Here is a 20,839-nt window from a genome sequence, read left to right as displayed (position 1 = left end):
CTGGCCCACAACAACCGGACGCAATTCCGATGCCACGGCGCCCCGGATCGCGCTGCGAACGGCCCGCCAGCGGCTCCGGCACGCCGCTGAACGGCTCCATCAGCGCCCCAAGCCCCCGCGCGGTGCGCGCGCCCCGTCAATGCTGATACGGCCGGCGCCCGTCACGAACAGCAGCAGGAAACCGCCTGCAATGCCAATGTTCTTCCAGAAGTGAATCACCATGTCGCGCTGCATGACCGGGTCTGTGACGTTCCAGAAGTCGTGTCCAAGAACGGCGGTAGCCACCGTGTAGGCCGCCAGGATGAGCGCGAGCGGGCGAATCTTGAAACCGGCCACCAGACACAGGCCGCCCAGCGCCTCGACGGCCGTGGCGAGCGGTGCCGCGACCTGCACGAATGGGACGCCCTTGGAGTGCAAATAACCGACGAAGCCTGCATATCCCAGCAGTTTCATCACGCCGCCCCACAAGAATAAAACCGCCAGCGCGATACGTGCGATGAAGATTACGCCGGAATCGACGGGACGCGTCATGAGAAAGGGCTCCTGTAAATGAATAAGCAGAAGACCGGGCGGCAAGGCGTCAGTTCCCGGAGGTTGCCTGCCAGAATATGTCCATTGACTCGCTTTTCCAAGCGAAAAGGCGCTCCGGTGGGCGCCTGCACGAAAAATTCTTCCCCACAGGAAACAGCCGGTGGGGCTTTCCATAACTCGCCGCGGCTGTCCGGGCTTGTTATAATCCTTTCACGATTTCGAACAAAATATAACGCACCTTTGCATCACGGGCCAGGGACTTCCATGCTGAAAACTGATCGCCTTCGCGCGCTCGCTGACGCGCTGGCCAGACAAAACGTGATGCGCCTGCGCGACGCGGCCGCGTTGCTCGGCGTGTCGGAAATGACGGTACGCCGCGACGTCGCCGCGAGTCCGGGGCAGTTCACCTACCTCGGCGGCTACATTGTCAGCGCGACCGATGTGCCGAACACCGCCGGCTATTCGCTGGAGCAGGAGCAAGACCACTTCGCGCAGGCCAAGGCGGAGGCCTCGGCATTCGCCGCGAGGCTCATCTCCAACAACGAAACGCTTTTCATCGATTGCGGCACCACGCTCACCACACTGGCGCGGCTGATTCCCGCCGAGCGGCACGTCACCGTGGTGTGCTATTCGCTGAATGTCGCGGAAATTTTGCGACGTAAACCCAACGTCCGGATGATCCTGCTCGGCGGCGTCTACGTGCCGTCATCGGATTCGTTCGCGGGCGAAGAAAGCATCGAGATGCTGCGTCGCATGGGCATCAACAAGGCGTTTATTTCGGCAGGCGGAGTGGATCAGGCGCGCGGCGTCACGTGCTGGAATTTCCATGAAGTCGCACTGAAGCAGGCGGCCATGGCGAGTGCCGTCGAGCGGCATCTCGTGGTGGATACCAGCAAGTTCGGCGTCGTCAAGGCGGTCCGTTTCTCGCAGGTCGACGATTTCGATTCGATCATCACGGAGAAAGGCCAGGAGTTGCGTCGGTCGGAGTAATACCGCAAGGAAACCTGACTGCCTCGATCGGACTGCCGTCAGGAGAGAGGAGGCATTGCACCAACATCGCCTCCTCGCAGCCAGACCAGTTCCTTAGGCTTCCGAAGCAAGTGCGAGTGGCTGAGCGAACTCCGCCACGCACGCCGCGCGAACCCGTTCGACGACCGAAGCCCAGCTCTCGTCCGGTGCGCGCCGGAACAGCCGCATGGTTTGCGGATACCACGGCGAATCGGTGCGCGTGTGCATCCAGCGCCAGTCGAGCCCCTGATTCGGCAGCATCACCCAGCACGGCTTGCCCACAGTGGCTGCCAGGTGGGCAACGGATGTATCGACACAAATCACCAGATCGAGTTGCGCGATGATCGCCGCGGTGTCGACCATATCCGCCGTCTGGGAGCCCAGATGCAGCACCGGCTGCCCGGCTGGCGGCGACTGGACCTCATCTTCCCCCGCGCCTTTTTGCAGACTCACGAACTGCAAATCCGGCACGCTCCACAGCGGCGCTAGCGTCGCGAACGACGGCAGCGAACGGTTGGCATCGTTATGGTGTTTCGGGTTGCCCTTCCATACCAGACCGATCTTGCGACCTGCGGGCAGCGTCGCCAGCCGCGAGCGCCACTGTTCGACAATGGACTCAGCCGGTCGCACCGGATCGACCGGTGGAATCGTGTCCAGCGTCGTGTTCAGATGCAGCGGCGCGCTCAGCAGGCTGGTCCAGTAATCGAAGCCAGCCGCCCGCGGGGCGGCGCCGTGGTGATCCATGACCGCATCCACGCCCTCGATCGCGGCCATCAGGCGATGCAACGGTGCGAGGCAGGCGACGGTGATATGCGCGGCGCCCTGCGCTTTCAGCAGCGGCAGATAGCGTGCGAAGTGCAGCATGTCGCCGAGACCGTCCTCTTGCCAGACCAGCAGGGACTTGCCCTCAAGCGAATCGCCCTGCCATTGCGGACAGGGCAACAGCGTCGGCGTCCTGTGATAGATGACCTCGTCTTTCCTGTAGCGGAACTCGTAGCGCTGCCATCCTTCTTCGAACTCGCCGTTACTGATCAGCAGCGTTGCCAGCGCGAATTGCGCTTCGGCATAGTCCTCGCGGATCGCGACGGCTCGACGGTAAGCCGCCTCGGCCTCGGGCAAACGGTGGAGTTGCGCGAGCACGGTGCCGAGGTTGTAGAGCGATTCGACCAGCTCGGGGCGTAGCGCGAGCGCCTGCCGGTAAGCCGCGGCGGCTTCCAGCCAGCGCTCCTGGGCCTGCAGTACACCGCCCAGGTTATTGTGCGCTTCGACGCCCTCCGGATTGATGCGCAGCGCCTCGCGATACGCGGCCTCTGCCTCGGGCACCCGCTCCAGTTTGTCCAGCGCGATCCCGAGGTTGTAGTACGCCTCGGCATAATCGGGGCGCATTGCCATCGCCTGGCGGTAGCATGCTTCGGCTTCGGAGAAACGCTGCAGGTCCGCCAGTACGATGCCAAGGTTATTGTGGGCTTCCGTGTAGTTGGGACGCAGCGTCACCGCCAGCCGGCACGCCAGTTCTGCTTCGGGCAGCCGTTTGAAAATCTTCAGGATGCTGCCGAGGTTATTGAGCGCCTCGGCATACTGAGGGCGAACCGTCAGCGCCTGCCGGTAGGCCTGCTCCGCTTCGGGAAGGCGCCCGAGTTCCCTGAGCACGTTGCCCAGATTGTTATGTGCCTCGGCGCAGTCGGGCCGCACCGCCAGCGATTGCCGGTAAGCCGCCTCGGCCTCGGGCAGGCGGCGACGATCGTAGAGCACGATTCCGAGGTTGTAGTGAGCCTCGGCATAATCGAAGCGCACGCCGATGGCCTGTCGGTAGGCCGCTTCCGCATCATCCGGACGATTCAGGCTGTACAGCACGGCGCCGAGATTGTTGTAAGCCTGGGCCTGCTCGGGCCGGATGGCGGCCACGCGGCGAAACATCGCCTCTGCCTCGGCCAAGCGGTTAAGCCCCTTAAGCAGGATGCCGAGGTTGTTGTACGCGTCCGCGAAATCGGGCTTGACCGCAATCGACTGGCGCCAGTACTTTTCCGCGTCCGCCAGCTGGTTCAACCCAAGCGCCACGACCGCCGCGACGTTCAGTGTCGGCACCAGCAGGTCTTCGGCGACGCTCTCCGGTGCCTCGAGCACGGGCTGGAGCAAGGCCATGGCTTCGGCGTATTTTCCGGTCGCGCAGAGTGAAGCCGCCAACTGATGAGGTGCTGTTTTCGGAGTCGCGCGCGTTGATGCCGAAGTCATGAGTAGTAACGCTGCTGTTAGCGGTTGTAAGGTCGGAGAAGGCTATGTGCCTGACGGATGCGATGCGCACATGCGGTTCAGCGTTCGCCATGCAATGGGAACGCCCCAGCAAGCAGCGTACGGTAATCGAGGCCCGCGCGATGGGGCGAACTGAGGGTGTAGCGGCATCTTATTCAGCGGATAGGCGAGGCCGCCAGATTCGGTTTCCCGGCGAAGTGCGCGCTCAATGCAAACCGGCCCGCACGCGCATGTCATAGACCGTTTCGAGGCTCGGCGCGGGTTCGCTCAAGCTATCGACAAAGCCCTGCGTGGCCGGATCGCCAATGAAGCTGGCCGCCGACCCGGCGCTCAGAATCGCCGCGCACTCCTGAGGCTTCGCGATCACGAAGCCTTGCACATAGTCCACGCCGATCTCCTTGAGCGCGCGCAGCGTAGTCGCATCCTCGACCCACTCGGCAATGCTGCGCATGCCGAGGTTGCGTGCAAGCGCAACGATTGCCTCGACGATCGCCGTATCGGCCGGATGCTCGCACATCGTGCGAATGAACTCGCCATCGATCTTCAACGCGTCGGCCGACAACTCCTTCAGATACTTGAACGAGGTATAGCCTGCGCCGAAGTCGTCGAGCGCGATCTTGCCGCCCATATCGTGGACGCGCGCAATAAACCGCTGCGTGTTCTCCAGATCGTGCAGCGCCACGCTCTCGGTGATTTCGAGGCACAGGTAGCGGACGATCGAACGGTAGCGCGCAAACAGCGCGAAGATGTCTTCCATGAACTGCTCGTCGTTGAGCGACCCGCCGCTCAGGTTGACGCAGATGAAACGCGTTTTGGACAATGCCTGCCGGTTCGTCTCGATCCATTCGAGCACCGTGGCGAGCACCCATCTGTCGATGCCCGCGATATTGCCGGATTCCTCCGCCGCCACGATCACTTTGCCGGCCGGCAGAATGGAGCCGTCCGGCGCACGCCAGCGCAGCAGCACTTCGAAGTCGAGCGACGCGGTTGGCGCGGCGAGCGACATGATCGGCTGCATCACGAGGAACAGCCCACCGGGCAGCCGGTTTTGACCCAGCGTTTCGACCAGCATCAGTTCCTGGGCGCGTTCCTCGAACGCCGCCGCGCCCTTGTGATATGTGACGAGATGCCCGTGCGTCACGCCTTTGGCTTCGCGGCACGCACCGTCCGCGTGGGACAGCGCGTCCTGCACGCGCACGCCATGCGAGCACTCTACGAGACCAATCGAGGCCTTCACCTGAAACGAGCAGTTTCCGACCTGATACGGCGCCGCGCTGAGCAAGGTAACCAGTTCGCGGCACTGCGCGATCGCGTCTTCAATCGTGGTGTTGCTCATCACGCAGATGAACTCGTCGCCGCCGATGCGTCCCACCGCGTACTCAGGCCTGAACAACGTCCGCGCGCGCACGGCCACCTGCTTGAGCACCTCGTCGCCCGCGCGGTGACCGAACAGATCGTTGACGAGCTTGAAGCGGTCGAGGTCGATATACGCCAGCGCCCACGGCGTGTGTTCCTCACTTTGCAGCGCGATGGCACGCTCCACACCGCGGCGATTCAGTGAACCGGTCAGCGGATCGTGATCGACCAGAAAATGCAGGCGTTCGATCGCTTTGGCGCGCTCCGTGACATCCTGCAGCGAGCCTTCTATCCAGCCGTTCGAATGCGTGGCCTTGAGCGAATAACGCCGCTCTGCCGTGCCCCATTCGAGCGAACCGCTGAGTTCGAGTTCGCCTTCGCTGCCTCGCTGCGCGAGCGCCTGTAATGAACCCCACGCGCCCGGCTCGAAGTAATCCTTCCAGAGACGTACCTTGTATTGCGCCTTGCGCAGATCGAGCATCGCCCGCAACGCGGGATTCGCGCGCACGAAATGACCATTCTCATCCAGCGTGAAGAGACCGATTGGCGTGACGTCGTAGGTGTTGCGCAACTCCGTTTGCATCCGCCGACGCCGCTCGCGCTCTGCGCGCATCTGTTCGGCAATGGCAAACGCAGCCATCATGCTCGACGACAATGCGGCAATCACCGGATTCACGCCGCCGAACAACAGCTTGATGCCAAACGCCGCGCCCAGCACTTCGGAGAAGATCGAAAACAGTACGATGACCATCGACGCCACGTACCACAACACCGTGCGCGAACGCGTCATCCAGACTAGCCGCGCGAGCAGAAAAACGAGCACGCCCATGCCGAAACTGCTGAACGTCCACATCACCGGAATGAACTTCGAGTACGGCAACACCGCCGCAGCCACGAGATTCAACAGGCCGGCGTATAGCACCGTACGCAGCATCCAGCGATAGCCCACCACCTTCAGTTCGCGCCGGAACAACTGATTGAACAACGCCCCTGTCAGCAGGTAGTACACGGCGAACGTGTACTGACGCAGCGCAGGCATGTACCCGGGAGGAATGATGCGGTCGAGCCATTGCATGTCCCAGCCCATGGCATTCGCGCAGATCCGCAGATTGCCGACCAGCCACGCCGCGAAAATGACATAGGTCAACTCACGATTGATGAGTGCCGTCACGAACACGAAAACGGCGAGCGTCAGCAGCCCACCGGCGATCAACGCCGAATTCACCTGAAAGTCGAGCGCGGAGGCGCGCAGCGCCTCGCCGTCCCAGCCGAGCACACTCAGGTACGCGGGACCCGAAAACGTGCCGCGGCACACGATCTGCGTGACAGGGTCGGCCGGCGTGACCGGCAACGCGAAGCCCGCCTTGACCGGGCTCAGGCCGCCGCCGGCGCTGCGGCGATCGGCGTGGCCAAGCGGAGCCAGGGTCGTGGCATTCCAGCAAGCCAATGTTTGCGCGTGGCGCGAGGGAAACTCAATCACGCTCGAGCGCCCCGCCTGCACCGGCGGCACGTCGAACAGGAACCAGAATGGGGATTCGGCAAGGCGCGTGCCGTAGCGCTTCGTGGCAGGAGTTTGTTGCGTTGCCTGCAATTGGGCCAGCGCCTCGGCAGGACTCAGGGATGCGCTCTTGTCCGGCACGACATGCAGAACGAGCGGGACCGCGCCCTCAGACTGGAATTGCCGCGGCGCCCACAACAAGGCGGCGACCGTAGCGAGCGCAATCAGCGTGGGTACGACATAGACCGCGAATGCGTACAACAGCCAGTCGATAAACGACCCCGCGCGCATGTATTTCGACCGCGAAAAGAACGTCGCCGACCCCATACCCGGAATTCCCCCTATGCGGCAAAGCCCTGGCGTAGAAAGGGGTGGAGCCGCGAGACCCCGCCCTCACTACCTTATACATTACAGCGTGAAACATCAGTTGGCTCGCCGGATTGTTTTGTTTTAGCTGCCATCAACAATGACCTAAGCTTCCAGGCATCCTACAGTTTCCCGCTCAAAAGATAAATCTGCGGGAGCCAGATCGATGTCCGGGTGATACGTGTCCACCATGAACTTCAGCAACGGGTGGCCGGCCGCCGCCCAACGCTCGTGCGCCACGGCCACCGGCTTGGCCATCACCCGGTGCGGCAGCCCGCCGACATGCGCCATGGGTAAGAACTCATTCTTGCCAAACACATCGCCGAACAGCATGGCTTCGTACTCCCGATCCAATGGCGCACGCGCTGTGATGACCATCCAGTCGATCTGCTGTTGCTGGCAGTACAAAAACAAGGCTTTGCACAGCCCGATTTTCACCATCCTGCCGATCGTTCCGCCAGCCACGCCGAGCCGCGTGGCTTCCGCCATGCGCGCGCCCTGCAGCCAGCCCGGCAACGCGACCGACTGCTCGAGCGCCAGCGGCGCAAATTCGTTGGTCTGAATCCGCAGGGTGCCAAGCGGACCGCCGTCCAGCTTCGATTGCGCGAGCAGCACGGTTGTTCCAGGCGCGGAATCCCCGTTTTCAAGGGTCATGCTGCTGGCAAACTCAGGCAAGTGCCGACCGTAAGCCATCTGACGCATCATGACAGCTTTCTCGAGCGCTTCGCCATCAGCGGCAATGCGAATGGTAAATGGCAATCTTTCCGTTTTCCTGTTTGAACTCGTCTCTACGAGTTCCAGATTGGCGGCGCGTTCGGAATGAAAATCGGAAAGTAATACTGAAGGATTTAGGCGATCCATTTTTGTGACCCCACTTGGATAACGAGAGAAAAGAAACTGTCGTACTGGGCACAAATTCCATTGCGTGCTTCAGTACAACAAATCAAGCCTCTCACGAACTCAAATTGATGGGTGACTCCTATTTAATATTTAATGGACCTGAATACATTAGTGAGGATGCCAATGCATCTCGATCGCGAATACCAGACTGGCGCGTACCGGCAGACCTGTCGCACCGCATGACCAGCGGACAAGCCAGATTGTTGCGCTTGCACTAAACTTGCCGCCTCCTGTCACCCTGCCGCGCTTGCTGAATCGCGCCTTGCGAAACCATGCCCCCTCGCCCTCCTGCCACGTCCGACGAGCCTCGACCTCAGCCCTCCACCGCCGCGGCCGGCGAGACGCCCGCCACTGAAGTGCTCCGCAGCCTGCCGCGCAGCAAGCCGTTTCAGCGCTTCTGGTTTACGCGGATCCTTTCTTCCCTGTCCTTCCAGATGCTGGCGGTTGCGATGGGCTGGCACATCTACGGCATCACGCACAGCGCCTTTGCCTTAGGCCTGCTCGGCCTGGCGCAATTTCTACCGATGTTCACGCTGACGCTGGTCGTGGGCCACGTCGCCGATCGCTACGACCGCCGGCGCATCGCTGCCGTCTGTCAAAGCGCCGAAGCGGTTGCCGCGCTGGTGTTTGCATTGGGGACCTTCGGCGGCTGGCTGAGCGCTCCGGTCATCTACGGGCTGGCGGCCTGCGTCGGCGCCGCACGTGCTTTCGAATCGCCCGCCGTGTCGTCGCTCCTGCCCGGCGTGGTGCCGCGAAGCCAGTTGCCGCAGGCCACGGCGTGGGCGACCTCGGCCGGTCAGACTGCACAGATCGTCGGTCCCGCGCTGGGCGGCCTGCTCTATGCGGTAGGCGCGGCTCCCGCTTACCTGGTGTGTGCGGTGGCCTTTGCTTGCGCGGCTGCGCTCGTATGGGGTATTCCACTACAGACCCGCCCCGCCACCCGCGCGCCGGTCACACTGGCCTCGGTTTTCTCAGGCATCGCCTTTATCCGCAGACAGCCCGTCATTCTGGGCGCGCTGTCGCTCGATCTGTTCGCTGTCCTGTTTGGTGGCGCCACCGCCCTGCTGCCGGTATTCGCCCGCGACATCCTGCACGCCGGACCGCTGGCGCTCGGCCTGTTGCGCTCGGCCTCGGCAGTCGGTGCGCTGAGCGGCACGATCTGGCTCGCGCACTTTCCGTTGCGCAAACGCCCAGGCCTCGCGATGTTCGGCGGAGTCATTGCGTTTGGCCTGGCAACGCTCGTGTTCGGGCTATCGCATCAGATCGCCATCTCGCTGGTCGCGCTCGCGGTGCTTGGCGCCGCGGATGTGATTAGCGTCGTGGTGCGCCTCTCGCTCGTGCAATTACGGACACCTGATGAGATGCTGGGACGCGTGAGCGCGGTCAATGCGCTGTTCATCGGTTCGTCGAATCAGCTCGGCGAATTCGAATCAGGCCTGACTGCTGGATGGTGGGGTGCCCAGCCTGCCGTGCTGGTAGGTGGCGTGGCAACCATTGCGGTTGCGCTGCTGTGGATGAAGCTGTTCCCCGAACTCGTGCACATTCGCAAGCTGGGGCATGAGGACGAGCCCGTGGCGACGGGCTCATGAGATCGGCCAGGTGAATACACCAGGAGCGCTTGTTGCGGCGAGGCGACATCCAGGCACTGCTGAGGAACAAGCGAGTGGAGGCATTCCGGGCGTCATTCTTACCGGCCGCTCCATGTCTCGCGGATAAAACGACCGATCGTCAAACTGGGCCATAGCGGGCTGCCGGCGATTCGCACGATTCTGCGAATCGCCAGTCAAACGAGTAGCATGGGTTTAAGACTGACGTGAAAACGGAGGAGACATGCAGACCGCTCATCAACCTCACCATTTCCATCTCGAACTGCGTCACGCAACCGTACCCACTTATGTGACGAGCTACCTGTTTCCGCTTCTGCTACTCGTCTATGAGGTCTGGCGGGTTGGGCACTGGATTTTCGACTACGGCATGAACTTCGCGAATTTCAGATACATGGGCTATGAATTCCTGCTCATGCTGACATTCGTGGGCCTGCAGATTCTGGTCGAAATCGTGTTCCTTGCGGGCGCCGGTATCACGCGGCATCCGGACTTCGAGCATCGGGTGTCGAACGTTCTGGTGGGGATTGGCTGCTCGTTCGTTGTGCTTGCCTTCGACATGGCCTTGCAGTACGCGCTTTAAGCGGAGCACGGGCACGCAGCGCGTGCCCCACACCCCTACTTAGCTCTTGCGCTGCAACGCGAACAGCGTGCCGGCCAGCAGAATGAACGCGCCGATAATCACCTTCTGCCAGGTGCTCGGCACGCCGATCAGGATCAGCACGTTGTTGATCAGCGTGACTAGCACCACGCCCAGCAGCGTGCCCGCTACGGTGCCCGTGCCGCCCGTAATGCGCGCGCCGCCGAGAATCACCGCCGCGATCACATCGAGTTCGGAGCCGACCAGGTCGAACGGATTCGCGAGCCGGTTATTGGCCACGTGCAGAATGCCCGCAATGCCTGCCAGCATCCCTGTATAACCGAATACGAACAAATGGATCGCGCGCAGGTTGTAGCCGAGGCGCTCGGCAATCGCGAGACTGCCGCCCATGGCATACACGCCGCGTCCCATCATGGTCCGGTTCAGCAGCCACCACGTGACCACCGCCGCCAGCACGAGCGCCAGCACCGAAACCGGCAACACGGCGCGCAAGCCGTCGGCCGTCTGATAGAAAAACAGCGGGATGCGGCCGAAGTGATCCATGCTGTGCGGAATGTTCATGAAGAACGTCGTGCCGACGAAGGTCAGCAGGATGCCGCGATACAGATATTGCGTGCCGATCGTCACGATCAGCGAAGGCGCCTTCAACCGGTACACGAGCAAGCCGTTGATCAGACCGAGCACGATACCGCCCAGCGCCCCGGTAATCAGGATCAATGCGAACGGCTCATCGGGCCACCATGCGAACACCGCCTTGGTGATCGCATACATGGTCAGTGCGCCGATCGCCGTGAACGATACGTCGATACCGCCCGAGGCCAGCACGACCAGCGTACCGAGCGCGAACAGCGACACCGTCGTGGCCGAATGCAGCGTGTCGAACAGCGTCGCCAGTTGAAAGAAGCGCGGATTGATGGCGCCGACAACCAGGCACATCACGACGATGAGCCCGAAGGTGAACCACTCGGGTTGACGCGCGAGTCTGGCCCGCAAGCCAAGCGGCTTGACCTGCGGTGCGACGTCGACGACGGTGGGTGTGGTCATGGTCTGATTGATGCGCGGGTTCATGCGGGTCACGTCCTTTCAGCTTACTCTATGCCGCTTCCGACAGCAGCGCGTGGTACAACTCGGCCTCTTTCAACTGGTCGGCCTCGTATTCGTTGGCGACGCGCCCCTTTTTCATCATGAGAATACGGTCGCAGTTCTGCAGCAGTTCGGGCAGGTCGTCGCTGATCAGGATGATGCCGATGCCCCGTTGCGACAGGCCCTGCATGATGCGGTAGATGATGTCTTTGGAACCCACGTCCACCCCGACCGTCGGACCGTGCAGGATCAGCACGCGCGGATCGATGGCGAGCCAGCGGCCGATCAACACGCGCTGCTGATTGCCGCCCGACAGCGACTGCACGGGCTTGTCGACGTCCGGTGTCGCGATCTGCAACTCCTTGACCGTCTCGACCGCCAGCGCTTGCGCACGGCCCCTATCGATCTGGCCAAAGCGGTCGCGCAGGCTCGAGATCATCGCGGTAATCACGTTCTCGCGAATCGACTTGTCGAGAAACAGCCCTTCGTTCAGGCGGTCTTCCGGCACATAGCCAATCCGGTGATTCTTCGCGTCCGAAGGCGTGTGCAAGACGATGCGCTGGCCGTCCAGCACGATCTCGCCATGCTGTGCGGGCGCCACGCCCGCGAGCGCGCGGGCTAGTTCGTTACGCCCCGAGTCGAGCAGCCCAGTGACGCCGAGAATCTCGCCGCGATGCAGCGCGAACGACACATCGGTGAACTGTCCGGCGCGCGTGAGGCCGCTGACATCGAGCACCACCTCGGCGCCGAAACCCCCTTCACGATAGCGCTCGCTCGACAGATGCCGGCCCGTCATCAGTTCGCTGATCTGCGCCTTCGTGTAATCCGTGATCGGCCCTTGCGCCATGGTCTGGCCATCACGCAGTACGATCACTTCGCCGCCGATCGCATAGCATTCGTCGAGCTTGTGACTGACGAACAGCACCGTCACACCCTGCGCGCGCAGATTGGTTAGCACTGCAATCAGGTTGTCGACTTCCTTCTGCGTCAACGACGTGGTGGGTTCGTCCATGATGACGAATTTCGCCTCGCTCGCAATGACGCGTGCGATCGCGACCAGCTGGCGTGTGGCGAGCGGCAGGAGTTCGACGAGCGTCGACTGGAACTCGGCATCGCCGGGCAGGCCGACGGCCGCGAGCGCACGCGCTGCGGTCTTCGCCAATGCGCGGCGGTCGAAAGTGCGGCTCAGGCGGCCGTTGTGTTCAGCGAGTTCCGAGGTCAGCCCGACGTTTTCGGCCACGCTCATGTTCGGCAGCAGCGAGAGATCCTGGTACACCGTTTCGATCCCCGCCGCGAGCGATTCCAGCGCCGACAGGCGCGCATGCGACACGCCTCCGATAATGAGCTCGCCTTCATCCGGCGGCTGCGCGCCGGCAATAATCTTGATCAGCGTGCTCTTGCCGCAGCCGTTCTCGCCGAGCAGGTGATATATCTGTCCGCGCTGGAATGACAGGCTTACGCCACGCAGCGCGTGCACACCGGTAAAGCGCTTGTGCACACCCACGACCTGCAGGAACGGTACGGAAGCAACGTCTGAATTCATAGTGCAATCACAACCTGGAAGAGTGCCCCTAAACCTGCCGCTGCGCGGCAAGCCCCCCGAAGGGACCGGAAAAACCTGGGGCGGTCCGGTGTTTTCCTGGAAGGTGTGCCCGCAACGATCGCAGGCCGAAGCAGGCACACCGTGACACGAAAATCGACTTAGAACGAGTAATTCTTATAGTTCGACTTGTCGACGTCGACCCAGCCCTGGCCGCGCACGATGATGCCCTTGCCCGGACCCTTGGACACCGTCACCTTCGTGTAGCCCGGAATACCGAGGTTGTCGCCGTCATGCACCGTCTGGCCGTGAACCAGCATCAACGCGATCTTGTTCATCGCAATGCCAGCCAGCTTCGGATCCCAGAACGAGATGCCGTTGACGGCACCGCTTTCGAGGAACTTGCCCGCTTCACCCGGCAGACCCGTGCCGTACACGCAGATCTTGCCCTGCAGACCGGCTTCTTCAACGGCCCGGCCAATGCCGATCACGTCGAGCGACGACGAACCCTGGAAGCCCTTCAGGTCCGGATGCTTGCGCAGCACTTCCTTGGCGACTTCATAGGCGCGCTCACCGTCGTTGTTGGTTTCGAGTTTCGGCTCGACCAGATCCATTTTCGAATACTTGGCCTTGGCGTTATTGATCCCGCCATCGGCCCACTGCACTTGCGAGCGGCTGCCGAGCGAGCCCACCAGCACGGCCCATTTGCCCTCGTCGTGCATGCACGAGGCCAGGTGTTCGTTCAGGTTGGCACCATAGGCGGTGTTATCGAAAGCTTCGATGTCGACCATGGTGTTCTTTTCATTGTCGGCCTCATGGGTGACCACCTTGATGCCGCGATCCATGGCCTTCTTCAGCACGGGTTCGAGCGTCGGCGGATCGTACGGCACCACGGCCAGAGCATCGACCTTCTTCGCGACCAGATCTTCGATGATCTTCAACTGCTGCGCCGCGTCGGCTTGCCCTGGTCCGGTCTGATACGCCGTGACACCTGGGTTGTCCTTGGCGAATTCCTTCACGCCTTCGTCCATGCGGTTGAACCAGTTGATGCCCGTCACCTTCACGACGGTGACGATCGTCACAGGGTTCGCCGCCTGCGCCGCAGCAACGACGCCTACCGCGAGAACGCCTGCTGCCAGTGCGGTGGCCAATCGAGTCAGTTTCATACTACGTCTCCTTTTTTCTTTCGATGTCGCCCTGCTTCACGGTTGCGTACATCCAGGGCCCCGATGTCCGCCGCGTACTAAACCTTGCCTACCTGCCGCTGCTCACGCTAACGCTCACCTTCACGCTATCGCCGGGAAGTCGAACTCCAGCGCGTGAAACCGAAGATCGCGCTCACCCGCTCGCCACCCGCGAAAGCCAGCGACAGCAGCAACAGAAAACCCCACGCGCAGTCGCCGAAGAACTGCGACACGCCCAGCAGATTGAACAGGCTCGCCAGAAACTGCAGCACCAGCGCGGCGAAGAACACCGAGATGATGCGGCCGCGGCCGCCTGCGGGGTTCACCCCGCCCATCACGGCAATCAGGATCGAGATCAGCAGATACGAGTTGCCGTAATCCCATTTCGCGCTCGACGTATGCGTCGCGCTGATCAGGCCGGCCAACGAAGCGAGCACGCCGCACATCGTGTAGGTCACGATCAGCATGCGCGCGCGCGGAATCCCCGCGTAGAAGGCGGCCTTCGGATTGGTGCCCATCAGATACAGACGCAGACCGAACGGACTGCGCCTGAGCAGCCATCCCAGTACGATGATCGCGGCGACAAAGATGATGAAAGAGATCGGCACCTGAAAGGCCGTGCCGTTGCCGATATCCGAAAGCTGATCGACATACTCGACCGGGACCGATGCGCCGTTACTCAACACCACGGCGATGCCGGTGAACAGTAATTGCGTACCCAGCGTGCAGAGAATCGGCGTGAGCCGCAGCTTTGCGATGACGACGCCATTGAGCATCCCGCCCAGCACGCCGATCGCGACGACGATCGCGCAGAACAACGCCGTGTAAGCCACCGGCGAGGCGTCGGCGCCCACGAACTTCGGCACCACCAGCGCGGCGATCATGCCTGACAGGTTGGCCAGACCGACGCCGGACAGATCGATACCGCCGTTGCCGGAGATCATCGAGAGCATGATGCCGAGCGCCAGCAGCCCGAGTTCGGGCAACTGACTGCCCATCGACTGCAAATTGTCGATATCGACAAACTGGCCGTGCGACAGCGCAGTCGCGACCAATACAACCAGCACGTTGACGATCAGCAAGAAATTCAGTTGCCGGTCGCCGAACAGTTTTCCAACAGCAAACGAGGACTTCATGGTGAAGAGAGACTCCTTCAAACTGCATGAAACTTCAGCGGGCCGCTGAGGGGGGGCCATGAGACCTCAGCGAGCAGCGAATGTAGCTTCAGTGCGCAGAGACCTGCTGGCCCGACTGACTCAAGAGCTGGTTCACTTCGCTCAAGGTCGGCATCGACGGTGCCGTGCCGGCACGCGTCACGGAGATACCCGCTAGCGCACAGCCAAAGCGCATCGCTTCAACGGGATTCACACCGCGTGCCAACGCCGCCGCGAAACCGCCCGTGAAGCCATCGCCCGCGCCGGCTGTCTCCACCACCCGGCCGGCCTGGAATGCGGGCACCAGCACCGACTGCGTGGCCGAGTGCAGCAGCGCACCGGCTTCACCCAGCGTCACGATCACGGTACCCACGCCTTTGGCAAGCAGCACGTCCGCCGCGCGCCGTGCGTCGTCGGCGTTCTGGATCGGCACACCGGTCAGCGTGGTCGCCTCTGTTTCGTTCGGCGTGATGTAGTCGCACAACGGGAAAATATCGTCGGCGAGCGGCACGGCGGGTGCCGGATTGAACACCGTAACGACACCGTGCCGACGTGCGACTTCGAGACCGCGCCGCGCCGCCGCGATCGGTTGTTCCAGTTGTGTGACGAAGACCTGCGCCTCGGCGATGTCCGCTTCGATCGCATCGACATCGGAGGCGTTCATGGTGGCCGCGGCGCCGGAAGCGACGATGATCGCGTTCCTGCCATCGGTGTCGTCGACGAAGATGTGTGCCGCGCCGGTCGACACGCCGTCCACGGTCGTAGCGCGCGCGGTGATGCCTTCCGCGGCCCACGTCGAACGGGCGATCGCGCCGAAGGCGTCGTTACCGAGACGCGTGCAGAAGACCACCTGCGCACCGGCGCGCGCGGCCGCCACCGCCTGATTCGAACCCTTGCCGCCGGGGCCCATTGCGAAGGCCGAACCGGCGATGGTCTCGCCGATCAGGGGCATACGTTCGGCGCGGAACGTCAGGTCGGTCACATAGATGCCGAGAATGACGACACGCCCATTCGGTTGCGACTGCTTGCTCATTGATGTCCCTCGTTGCGCGGCGCGTCCGGCGCCAGCAACACGCCCTTTGTAAACACGAAGCAGCCGTAACCGCGCTGCTCGCCGGTGGCGATCACGCAATACGCTTTTTTCGCGCGCTCATAAAAAGCGAAGCGTTCGATGGAAGCAAACGGCAGGTCACGTCCTTCAGCCGCATTCACTTCGGCTTGCGCCTCGCGTTGCACCGCGGGAATCGTGTTCGGCTCGCCGACCACTTCCATGCGGAACGCCGCATGCTCCATAAAGGTATCGAGCGGCAGCACGGAGAGCACCGCGCGAACCGCGCGGGCCGCATCCGCGCCGTCAAAACGCAGCAGCTTGCCCAGCACCGTTGCACGCGCAACGGAGTCGCCGGGGAAATTCGCATCGCAAATCACCACTTCATCGCCGTGGCCCATTGCACGCAGTGCATGCAACACATCGGCATTCAGCAGCGGGTCCAGATTCTTCAGCACGGTGTCTCCTCCATGTTCGATCGGCCTGCTTTCCGTCCACTCTCAGACGGTCAGTCTCCGTAAGGGATCCAGATGTTCTTTACTTGCACAGCGTGACGCAGCCAGGCGGGACCTTCGGTCGAGCGGTCGAACCAGTCAAACTGGCGCCCATGATCGACGAAAGTGCGCTTCAGATTGCCCACCGAGGCACGTTCGACGAGCGTCGAATCCGCCGCGCTGCCGAAGCACCAGAGCGCGTCGACGTCGTCGTGTTTTGCCAGCGCAGGTAGCAAGGCTGCGCGCTCGCCCGTGACGATGTTCAGCACGCCACCAGGCACATCCGAGGTTTCCACCACCTGATACAGATCCGTTGCCGTGAGCGGGCAAGCCTCGCTCGGCAGCACCACGACGCGATTGCCCATCGCCAGTGCGGGTCCCACCAGCGAGACGAAGGCCAGCAGCGGCGCTTCATCCGGGCACGCAATGCCGATCACGCCAAGCGGTTCATGCATGGCCAGCGCAACCCCGCGCAACGGCGGCGTGTGCACCGCGCCGTCGAACTTGTCGGCCCACGCGGCGTACGTGAAGAGCCTCGTTACAGCGGCTTCCACTTCCGCGTGCGCAGCGCTTTCAGCGACGCCCGTGCGCACCACCAGTTGCCGCGCGAATTCGTCGGCCCGTACCGTGAGATTCTCAGCGAGGTAGTACAGGACCTGCGCGCGATTATGCGTGCTGGCCTGCGACCATTTCCCTGCGCCGCGTGCTGCCTCGACGGCGTTGCGAATGTCCTTGCGGTTACCCTCGCCCACTTCGCCCACGAGCCCACCGTCTGCATCATAGACTGGCAGCGAATAACCTGCATCGGGACGGACCTGCTTGCCGCCGATAAAGAGCTTCGCGGTGCGGTCGATCGGCGCCACGTTCGACGACGCTTCGAGCGAAGCCGTCACCGCAGCGCGTACCGGACGCTCGCGGAGCTTAAGCCATGCGCGTGGCTTCAAATATTCGTAGATGCCCTCGCGGCCACCTTCGCGGCCGTAGCCCGACTCGCGATAACCGCCAAAGCCGACCGCCGCATCGAACAGATTGGTCGCGTTGATCCACACCACACCGCTGGCGAGGCGCGGCGCGATATCCAGCGCACGGCCGATCGTTTCGCTCCACACGCTCGCCGCGAGGCCGTAGCGCGTGTTGTTAGCCAGCGCCACCGCTTCGTCAGGTGTGCGGAAGCTCATCGTAATCAGCACGGGGCCGAAGATCTCTTCCTGCGCGAGCATCGAAGCGGGCGCGACACCGGTCACCAGCGTGGGCGGGTAATAGCAACCCTGTGCGGGCACCGTCGCATCCGGCGACTGCCACACCGCGCAACCTTCACGACGCCCGGCTTCCACCAGCGACTGAATCCGTTCGAGCTGCACCGGATCGACAATCGCGCCGATATCGATGCTCTTGTCGAGCGAAGACCCGACGCGCAAGGTTTCCATGCGCCGCTTTAGCTTGTCGATGAAGCGCGCTTCAATGCCCTCTTGCACGAGCAGACGCGAACCGGCGCAGCAGACCTGCCCCTGGTTGAACCAGATGGCGTCGACCACACCTTCGACCGCGCCATCCAGATCGGCGTCGTCGAACACGATGAACGGCGACTTGCCGCCCAGTTCGAGCGTCAGCGACTTGCCCGAGCCTGCGGTCACCGAGCGGATCTGCCGGCCGACTTCGGTCGAACCGGTAAAGGCGAGCTTGTCCACTTCGGGATGCTCGACGAGCGCGGCGCCGGTGCGGCCATCGCCCGTCACGACGTTCAGCACGCCAGCGGGCAAACCGGCGCGATGCGCCAGTTCAGCGAACAGCAACGCGGTGAGCGGCGTGTATTCGGCCGGCTTCAACACCACGCAGTTGCCGGTTGCGAGAGCCGGCGCGATCTTCCACGACAGCATCAGCAAGGGGAAATTCCACGGCACGATCTGGCCGACCACGCCGAGCGGCGCAAACTCCGCGAACTCGCTGTCCTGCAACTGCGCCCAACCGGCGTGATGCAGGAAGTGACGCGCTACCAGCGGCACGTCGATGTCGCGCGTTTCGCGGATCGGCTTGCCGTTATCGAGCGCTTCGAGCACCGCGAACAGCCGGCTATGCCGCTGCACCATGCGCGCCAGCGCATACAGATGACGTGCGCGCCCCGCACCGCCCAACGCGACCCAGCCAGGCTGCGCTGCGCGCGCGGCGGCCACTGCGGCATCGACGTCGGCCGCATCGCCCTGGGCGATGTGCGCGAGCAACTCACCGGTGGCGGGTTCGCGCGATTCGAAGCGCTCGCCCGAGGCCGGCGCACGCCATCCACCGCCAATGAAATGGCCGAAGCTGGACGCATGCTGCGCGAGCCAGGCACGCGCGGGCTGATCGTCCTCGGGTGCGGGACCGTACTCCATTGATGAAAAATATTCGGCTACGCTCATGGGATCGGTCTGCTCAGGCAACGGGGTGACGATTGAAGGAGGAGTAACGGCCGCTTACGTGATGTTCGAGCTGGCGTTCGATGTCGGCCAGCAGGCTCGACGCACCAACGCGGAACAGCTCCGGCTCGAGCCATGCGCGCCCCAGTTCCTCTTTCATGAGGATCTGGTAGGTCAGCACGGACTTTGCGCTGGACACGCCGCCAGCAGGTTTGAAACCAATCAGGATGCCGGTGCGCTCGTAGTAATCGCGGATCATGCGCACCATTACCAGCGAGACGTCCAGCGTTGCATTGACGCCTTCCTTGCCGGTTGAGGTCTTGATGAAATCAGCGCCCGCCATCATGCAGATCATCGACGCACGCGCCACGTTCGACAGCGTGCGGATATCGCCGGTGGCGAGAATGGCTTTCAGATGGGCCGGGCCGCACGCCGCGCGGAAATCGCGCACTTCGTTGTACAGCGCCTGCCAGTTACCCGTCAGGACGTGTTCGCGCGTGACGACGATATCGATCTCTTGCGCACCGTCCGCCACCGACGCCTCGATCTCTTTCAGCTTCAGCGGATGCGGGATCAGGCCAGCCGGAAAACCGGTGGACACCGCCGCGACCGGAATACCGCTGCCTTGCAGCGCATCCACGGCGGCAGCCACGAAGCGGTGATACACGCAGACCGCGCCGGTGGTAATGGTCTGAGGCGCAATGCCGAGCGCGCTGAGAATGTCGGGCCGCACCGGCTGGCGCGCTTTCGCGCACAGGCGCCGCACGCGGCCTTCGGTGTCGTCGCCGTTCAGGGTGGTCAGGTCGATGCAGGTGATGGCCTTCAGGAGCCACGCCGCCTGCGCATCTTTCTTGACGGTGCGCCGCGTACCGAGTGTGGCGGTACGCCGCTCGACGGCAGACTGGTTGACCCGCAGGCCGTCAAGCCAGGCAGCGTCGAACGGCACGCCTGGATTGCGTTCCGGATGAACGGTCAAATCGCGCCGCAGCGCGATGACCGACGAAGAAGAAGAAGAAGGAGCTTCGGGCATGGGGATGTCCATGATTTTGTGCAGTGCACACCAACGGCTGATGGTTTGTTCGCAACCATCGTACATCGAATGATAGGATCGTAACAAGTGGCGTTACGATCATTTCCTTATATCGAGTTGGAGGAACTGGCGCGCAGCGCCAACCGCCTGGCGGGAAAGTGTTTGCCCATCCGTATTTTCACCAGGAAAAGCGGTGGATACGCACGGTGTGAGCACGCGTTTGATTGCGCCCCGTCACGCCCTCTGAACCAGCAAATTCGACCGATTCACAGGTCGATGCCGGCAAATTCTTTGCAGCATTCGCACCTCGTGCTAGTCTCGAATTAAGAGCCGCCACGGGAGCACAGCATGCCGACCTGCCAATCGTGTTCGGACCTTCACGGTCGTCCGTCCTGGACCACCGAGTTATGTGAAATGGCGCTGCTTGGCGTGGGCGAGCTATGTGGCGTGCCCGCGGTCGAGCACTATCGCTGTGTTGCCTGCGGCTCGTCGTTTTCGCGCGTGCTGATCGGCGCGAGTTGCGATTGCATCTGGCAATCGCTCGATTGCCGCTGCGCGAGCGAAGACCATTCCGGGGCGTCGTCGGCCCACACGGACGGGTTGGCGGGCGGAGCTGTCGCCTAGAAAGGTTCGCCCTTCCCTGCTTCGTGCGGTCCATTGCAAATCAATCCTCTCGACGCCGCCCGCCGTAACAGGGCAAAATCCAGACCGGCCGCCTTCGCCCCGATGACTTCGATCTGATCGCTCGCCATCGTCCGCGTGCCGGCCAATCACTCCGAATCTGTTACGCCACGCCTCG

At 62.7% G+C, this 20,839-nt stretch carries 16 protein-coding genes; 4 read left to right on the top strand and 12 right to left on the bottom strand.

The features are described from left to right. Positions 1-99: 99 nt before the first annotated feature. Positions 100-531, bottom strand: coding sequence for a DoxX family protein (locus tag P3T43_RS20010; protein ID WP_429282773.1), 432 nt, complete (start codon positions 529-531; stop codon positions 100-102). Between the two features lie 264 nt (positions 532-795). Here P3T43_RS20010 and P3T43_RS20005 point away from each other — a divergent pair, with 264 nt between their 5' ends. Further along, positions 796-1,521: a DeoR/GlpR family DNA-binding transcription regulator gene (locus P3T43_RS20005; RefSeq protein ID WP_429282848.1), complete on the top strand. Its 726-nt coding sequence runs from the start codon at positions 796-798 to the stop codon at positions 1,519-1,521. Between the two features lie 93 nt (positions 1,522-1,614). Here P3T43_RS20005 and P3T43_RS20000 read toward each other — a convergent pair whose 3' ends face one another. The 3 genes from P3T43_RS20000 to P3T43_RS19990 form a co-directional block, all read right to left on the bottom strand. Continuing rightward, the gene (locus P3T43_RS20000) at positions 1,615-3,771 is read right to left on the bottom strand and encodes a tetratricopeptide repeat protein (RefSeq protein ID WP_429282772.1); all 2,157 of its coding nucleotides are present in this window, start codon (positions 3,769-3,771) and stop codon (positions 1,615-1,617) included. A gap of 223 nt (positions 3,772-3,994) precedes the next feature. Beyond that, positions 3,995-6,970 (bottom strand): putative bifunctional diguanylate cyclase/phosphodiesterase, encoded by a 2,976-nt coding sequence (locus P3T43_RS19995; protein ID WP_429282771.1) that lies wholly within the window; start codon positions 6,968-6,970, stop codon positions 3,995-3,997. A gap of 144 nt (positions 6,971-7,114) precedes the next feature. Continuing rightward, a complete protein-coding gene (locus tag P3T43_RS19990; RefSeq protein WP_429282770.1) occupies positions 7,115-7,870 on the bottom strand; it encodes an N-acyl amino acid synthase FeeM domain-containing protein in 756 nt (251 codons plus the stop codon). Between the two features lie 311 nt (positions 7,871-8,181). Here P3T43_RS19990 and P3T43_RS19985 point away from each other — a divergent pair, with 311 nt between their 5' ends. Both P3T43_RS19985 and P3T43_RS19980 read left to right on the top strand, forming a co-directional pair. Then, entirely contained in the window at positions 8,182-9,498 is a 1,317-nt protein-coding gene (locus P3T43_RS19985) for an MFS transporter (protein ID WP_429282769.1), read from the top strand. Between the two features lie 241 nt (positions 9,499-9,739). Beyond that, on the top strand, positions 9,740-10,096 hold the full coding sequence (locus P3T43_RS19980) for a hypothetical protein (protein ID WP_429282768.1): 357 nt from the start codon (positions 9,740-9,742) through the stop codon (positions 10,094-10,096). A 39-nt stretch (positions 10,097-10,135) separates the two neighbouring features. On the opposite strand, the gene P3T43_RS19975 is transcribed toward P3T43_RS19980, so the two are convergent. The 8 genes from P3T43_RS19975 to deoC form a co-directional block, all read right to left on the bottom strand. Then, a complete protein-coding gene (locus P3T43_RS19975; RefSeq protein ID WP_429282767.1) occupies positions 10,136-11,182 on the bottom strand; it encodes an ABC transporter permease in 1,047 nt (348 codons plus the stop codon). Positions 11,183-11,207: 25 nt separating this feature from the next. After that, positions 11,208-12,740 carry a sugar ABC transporter ATP-binding protein gene (locus P3T43_RS19970; protein ID WP_429282766.1) on the bottom strand — a complete coding sequence of 511 codons (1,533 nt, stop codon included), beginning with the start codon at positions 12,738-12,740 and terminating at the stop codon, positions 11,208-11,210. Between the two features lie 158 nt (positions 12,741-12,898). Further along, a complete protein-coding gene (locus P3T43_RS19965; protein ID WP_429282765.1) occupies positions 12,899-13,903 on the bottom strand; it encodes a substrate-binding domain-containing protein in 1,005 nt (334 codons plus the stop codon). A 125-nt stretch (positions 13,904-14,028) separates the two neighbouring features. Next, a complete protein-coding gene (locus P3T43_RS19960) occupies positions 14,029-15,057 on the bottom strand; it encodes an ABC transporter permease (RefSeq protein ID WP_429282764.1) in 1,029 nt (342 codons plus the stop codon). A gap of 88 nt (positions 15,058-15,145) precedes the next feature. Beyond that, a complete protein-coding gene (gene rbsK / locus P3T43_RS19955) occupies positions 15,146-16,108 on the bottom strand; it encodes a ribokinase (protein WP_429282763.1) in 963 nt (320 codons plus the stop codon). Continuing rightward, entirely contained in the window at positions 16,105-16,581 is a 477-nt protein-coding gene (locus tag P3T43_RS19950) for an RbsD/FucU family protein (protein ID WP_429282762.1), read from the bottom strand. Before P3T43_RS19950 ends, rbsK begins: the two co-directional genes overlap by 4 nt. 50 nt (positions 16,582-16,631) lie before the next feature. Next, positions 16,632-19,013: an aldehyde dehydrogenase family protein gene (locus P3T43_RS19945; protein WP_429282761.1), complete on the bottom strand. Its 2,382-nt coding sequence runs from the start codon at positions 19,011-19,013 to the stop codon at positions 16,632-16,634. 13 nt (positions 19,014-19,026) lie between these two features. Beyond that, positions 19,027-20,040, bottom strand: a complete 1,014-nt coding sequence (gene deoC, locus P3T43_RS19940; protein ID WP_429282760.1) for a deoxyribose-phosphate aldolase — start codon at positions 20,038-20,040, stop codon at positions 19,027-19,029. A 348-nt stretch (positions 20,041-20,388) separates the two neighbouring features. Here deoC and P3T43_RS19935 point away from each other — a divergent pair, with 348 nt between their 5' ends. After that, positions 20,389-20,664: a hypothetical protein gene (locus tag P3T43_RS19935; RefSeq protein ID WP_429282759.1), complete on the top strand. Its 276-nt coding sequence runs from the start codon at positions 20,389-20,391 to the stop codon at positions 20,662-20,664. The last annotated feature ends 175 nt before the right edge of the window (positions 20,665-20,839 follow it).

It is taken from the genome of Paraburkholderia sp. GAS41 (genome assembly GCF_050436545.1).
Lineage (GTDB): Bacteria > Pseudomonadota > Gammaproteobacteria > Burkholderiales > Burkholderiaceae > Paraburkholderia.
The sequence above is the reverse complement of the archived record's forward strand: the minus strand, read 5'-3'. Positions and strand labels throughout refer to the sequence as shown.

Bases quoted from the DNA above. Each gene is read 5' to 3' on its own strand.
- deoC (WP_429282760.1), bottom strand. From the start codon at position 20,040: ATGCCCGAAGCTCCTTCTTCTTCTTCTTCGTCGGTCATCGCGCTGCGG.
- P3T43_RS19975 (WP_429282767.1), bottom strand. From the start codon at position 11,182: ATGAACCCGCGCATCAATCAGACCATGACCACACCCACCGTCGTCGAC.
- P3T43_RS19965 (WP_429282765.1), bottom strand. From the start codon at position 13,903: ATGAAACTGACTCGATTGGCCACCGCACTGGCAGCAGGCGTTCTCGCG.
- P3T43_RS19985 (WP_429282769.1), top strand. From the start codon at position 8,182: ATGCCCCCTCGCCCTCCTGCCACGTCCGACGAGCCTCGACCTCAGCCC.
- P3T43_RS19945 (WP_429282761.1), bottom strand. From the start codon at position 19,013: ATGAGCGTAGCCGAATATTTTTCATCAATGGAGTACGGTCCCGCACCC.
- P3T43_RS19935 (WP_429282759.1), top strand. From the start codon at position 20,389: ATGCCGACCTGCCAATCGTGTTCGGACCTTCACGGTCGTCCGTCCTGG.
- P3T43_RS20010 (WP_429282773.1), bottom strand. From the start codon at position 531: ATGACGCGTCCCGTCGATTCCGGCGTAATCTTCATCGCACGTATCGCG.
- P3T43_RS19970 (WP_429282766.1), bottom strand. From the start codon at position 12,740: ATGAATTCAGACGTTGCTTCCGTACCGTTCCTGCAGGTCGTGGGTGTG.
- P3T43_RS20000 (WP_429282772.1), bottom strand. From the start codon at position 3,771: ATGACTTCGGCATCAACGCGCGCGACTCCGAAAACAGCACCTCATCAG.
- rbsK (WP_429282763.1), bottom strand. From the start codon at position 16,108: ATGAGCAAGCAGTCGCAACCGAATGGGCGTGTCGTCATTCTCGGCATC.
- P3T43_RS19995 (WP_429282771.1), bottom strand. From the start codon at position 6,970: ATGGGGTCGGCGACGTTCTTTTCGCGGTCGAAATACATGCGCGCGGGG.
- P3T43_RS19980 (WP_429282768.1), top strand. From the start codon at position 9,740: ATGCAGACCGCTCATCAACCTCACCATTTCCATCTCGAACTGCGTCAC.
- P3T43_RS19960 (WP_429282764.1), bottom strand. From the start codon at position 15,057: ATGAAGTCCTCGTTTGCTGTTGGAAAACTGTTCGGCGACCGGCAACTG.
- P3T43_RS20005 (WP_429282848.1), top strand. From the start codon at position 796: ATGCTGAAAACTGATCGCCTTCGCGCGCTCGCTGACGCGCTGGCCAGA.
- P3T43_RS19990 (WP_429282770.1), bottom strand. From the start codon at position 7,870: ATGGATCGCCTAAATCCTTCAGTATTACTTTCCGATTTTCATTCCGAA.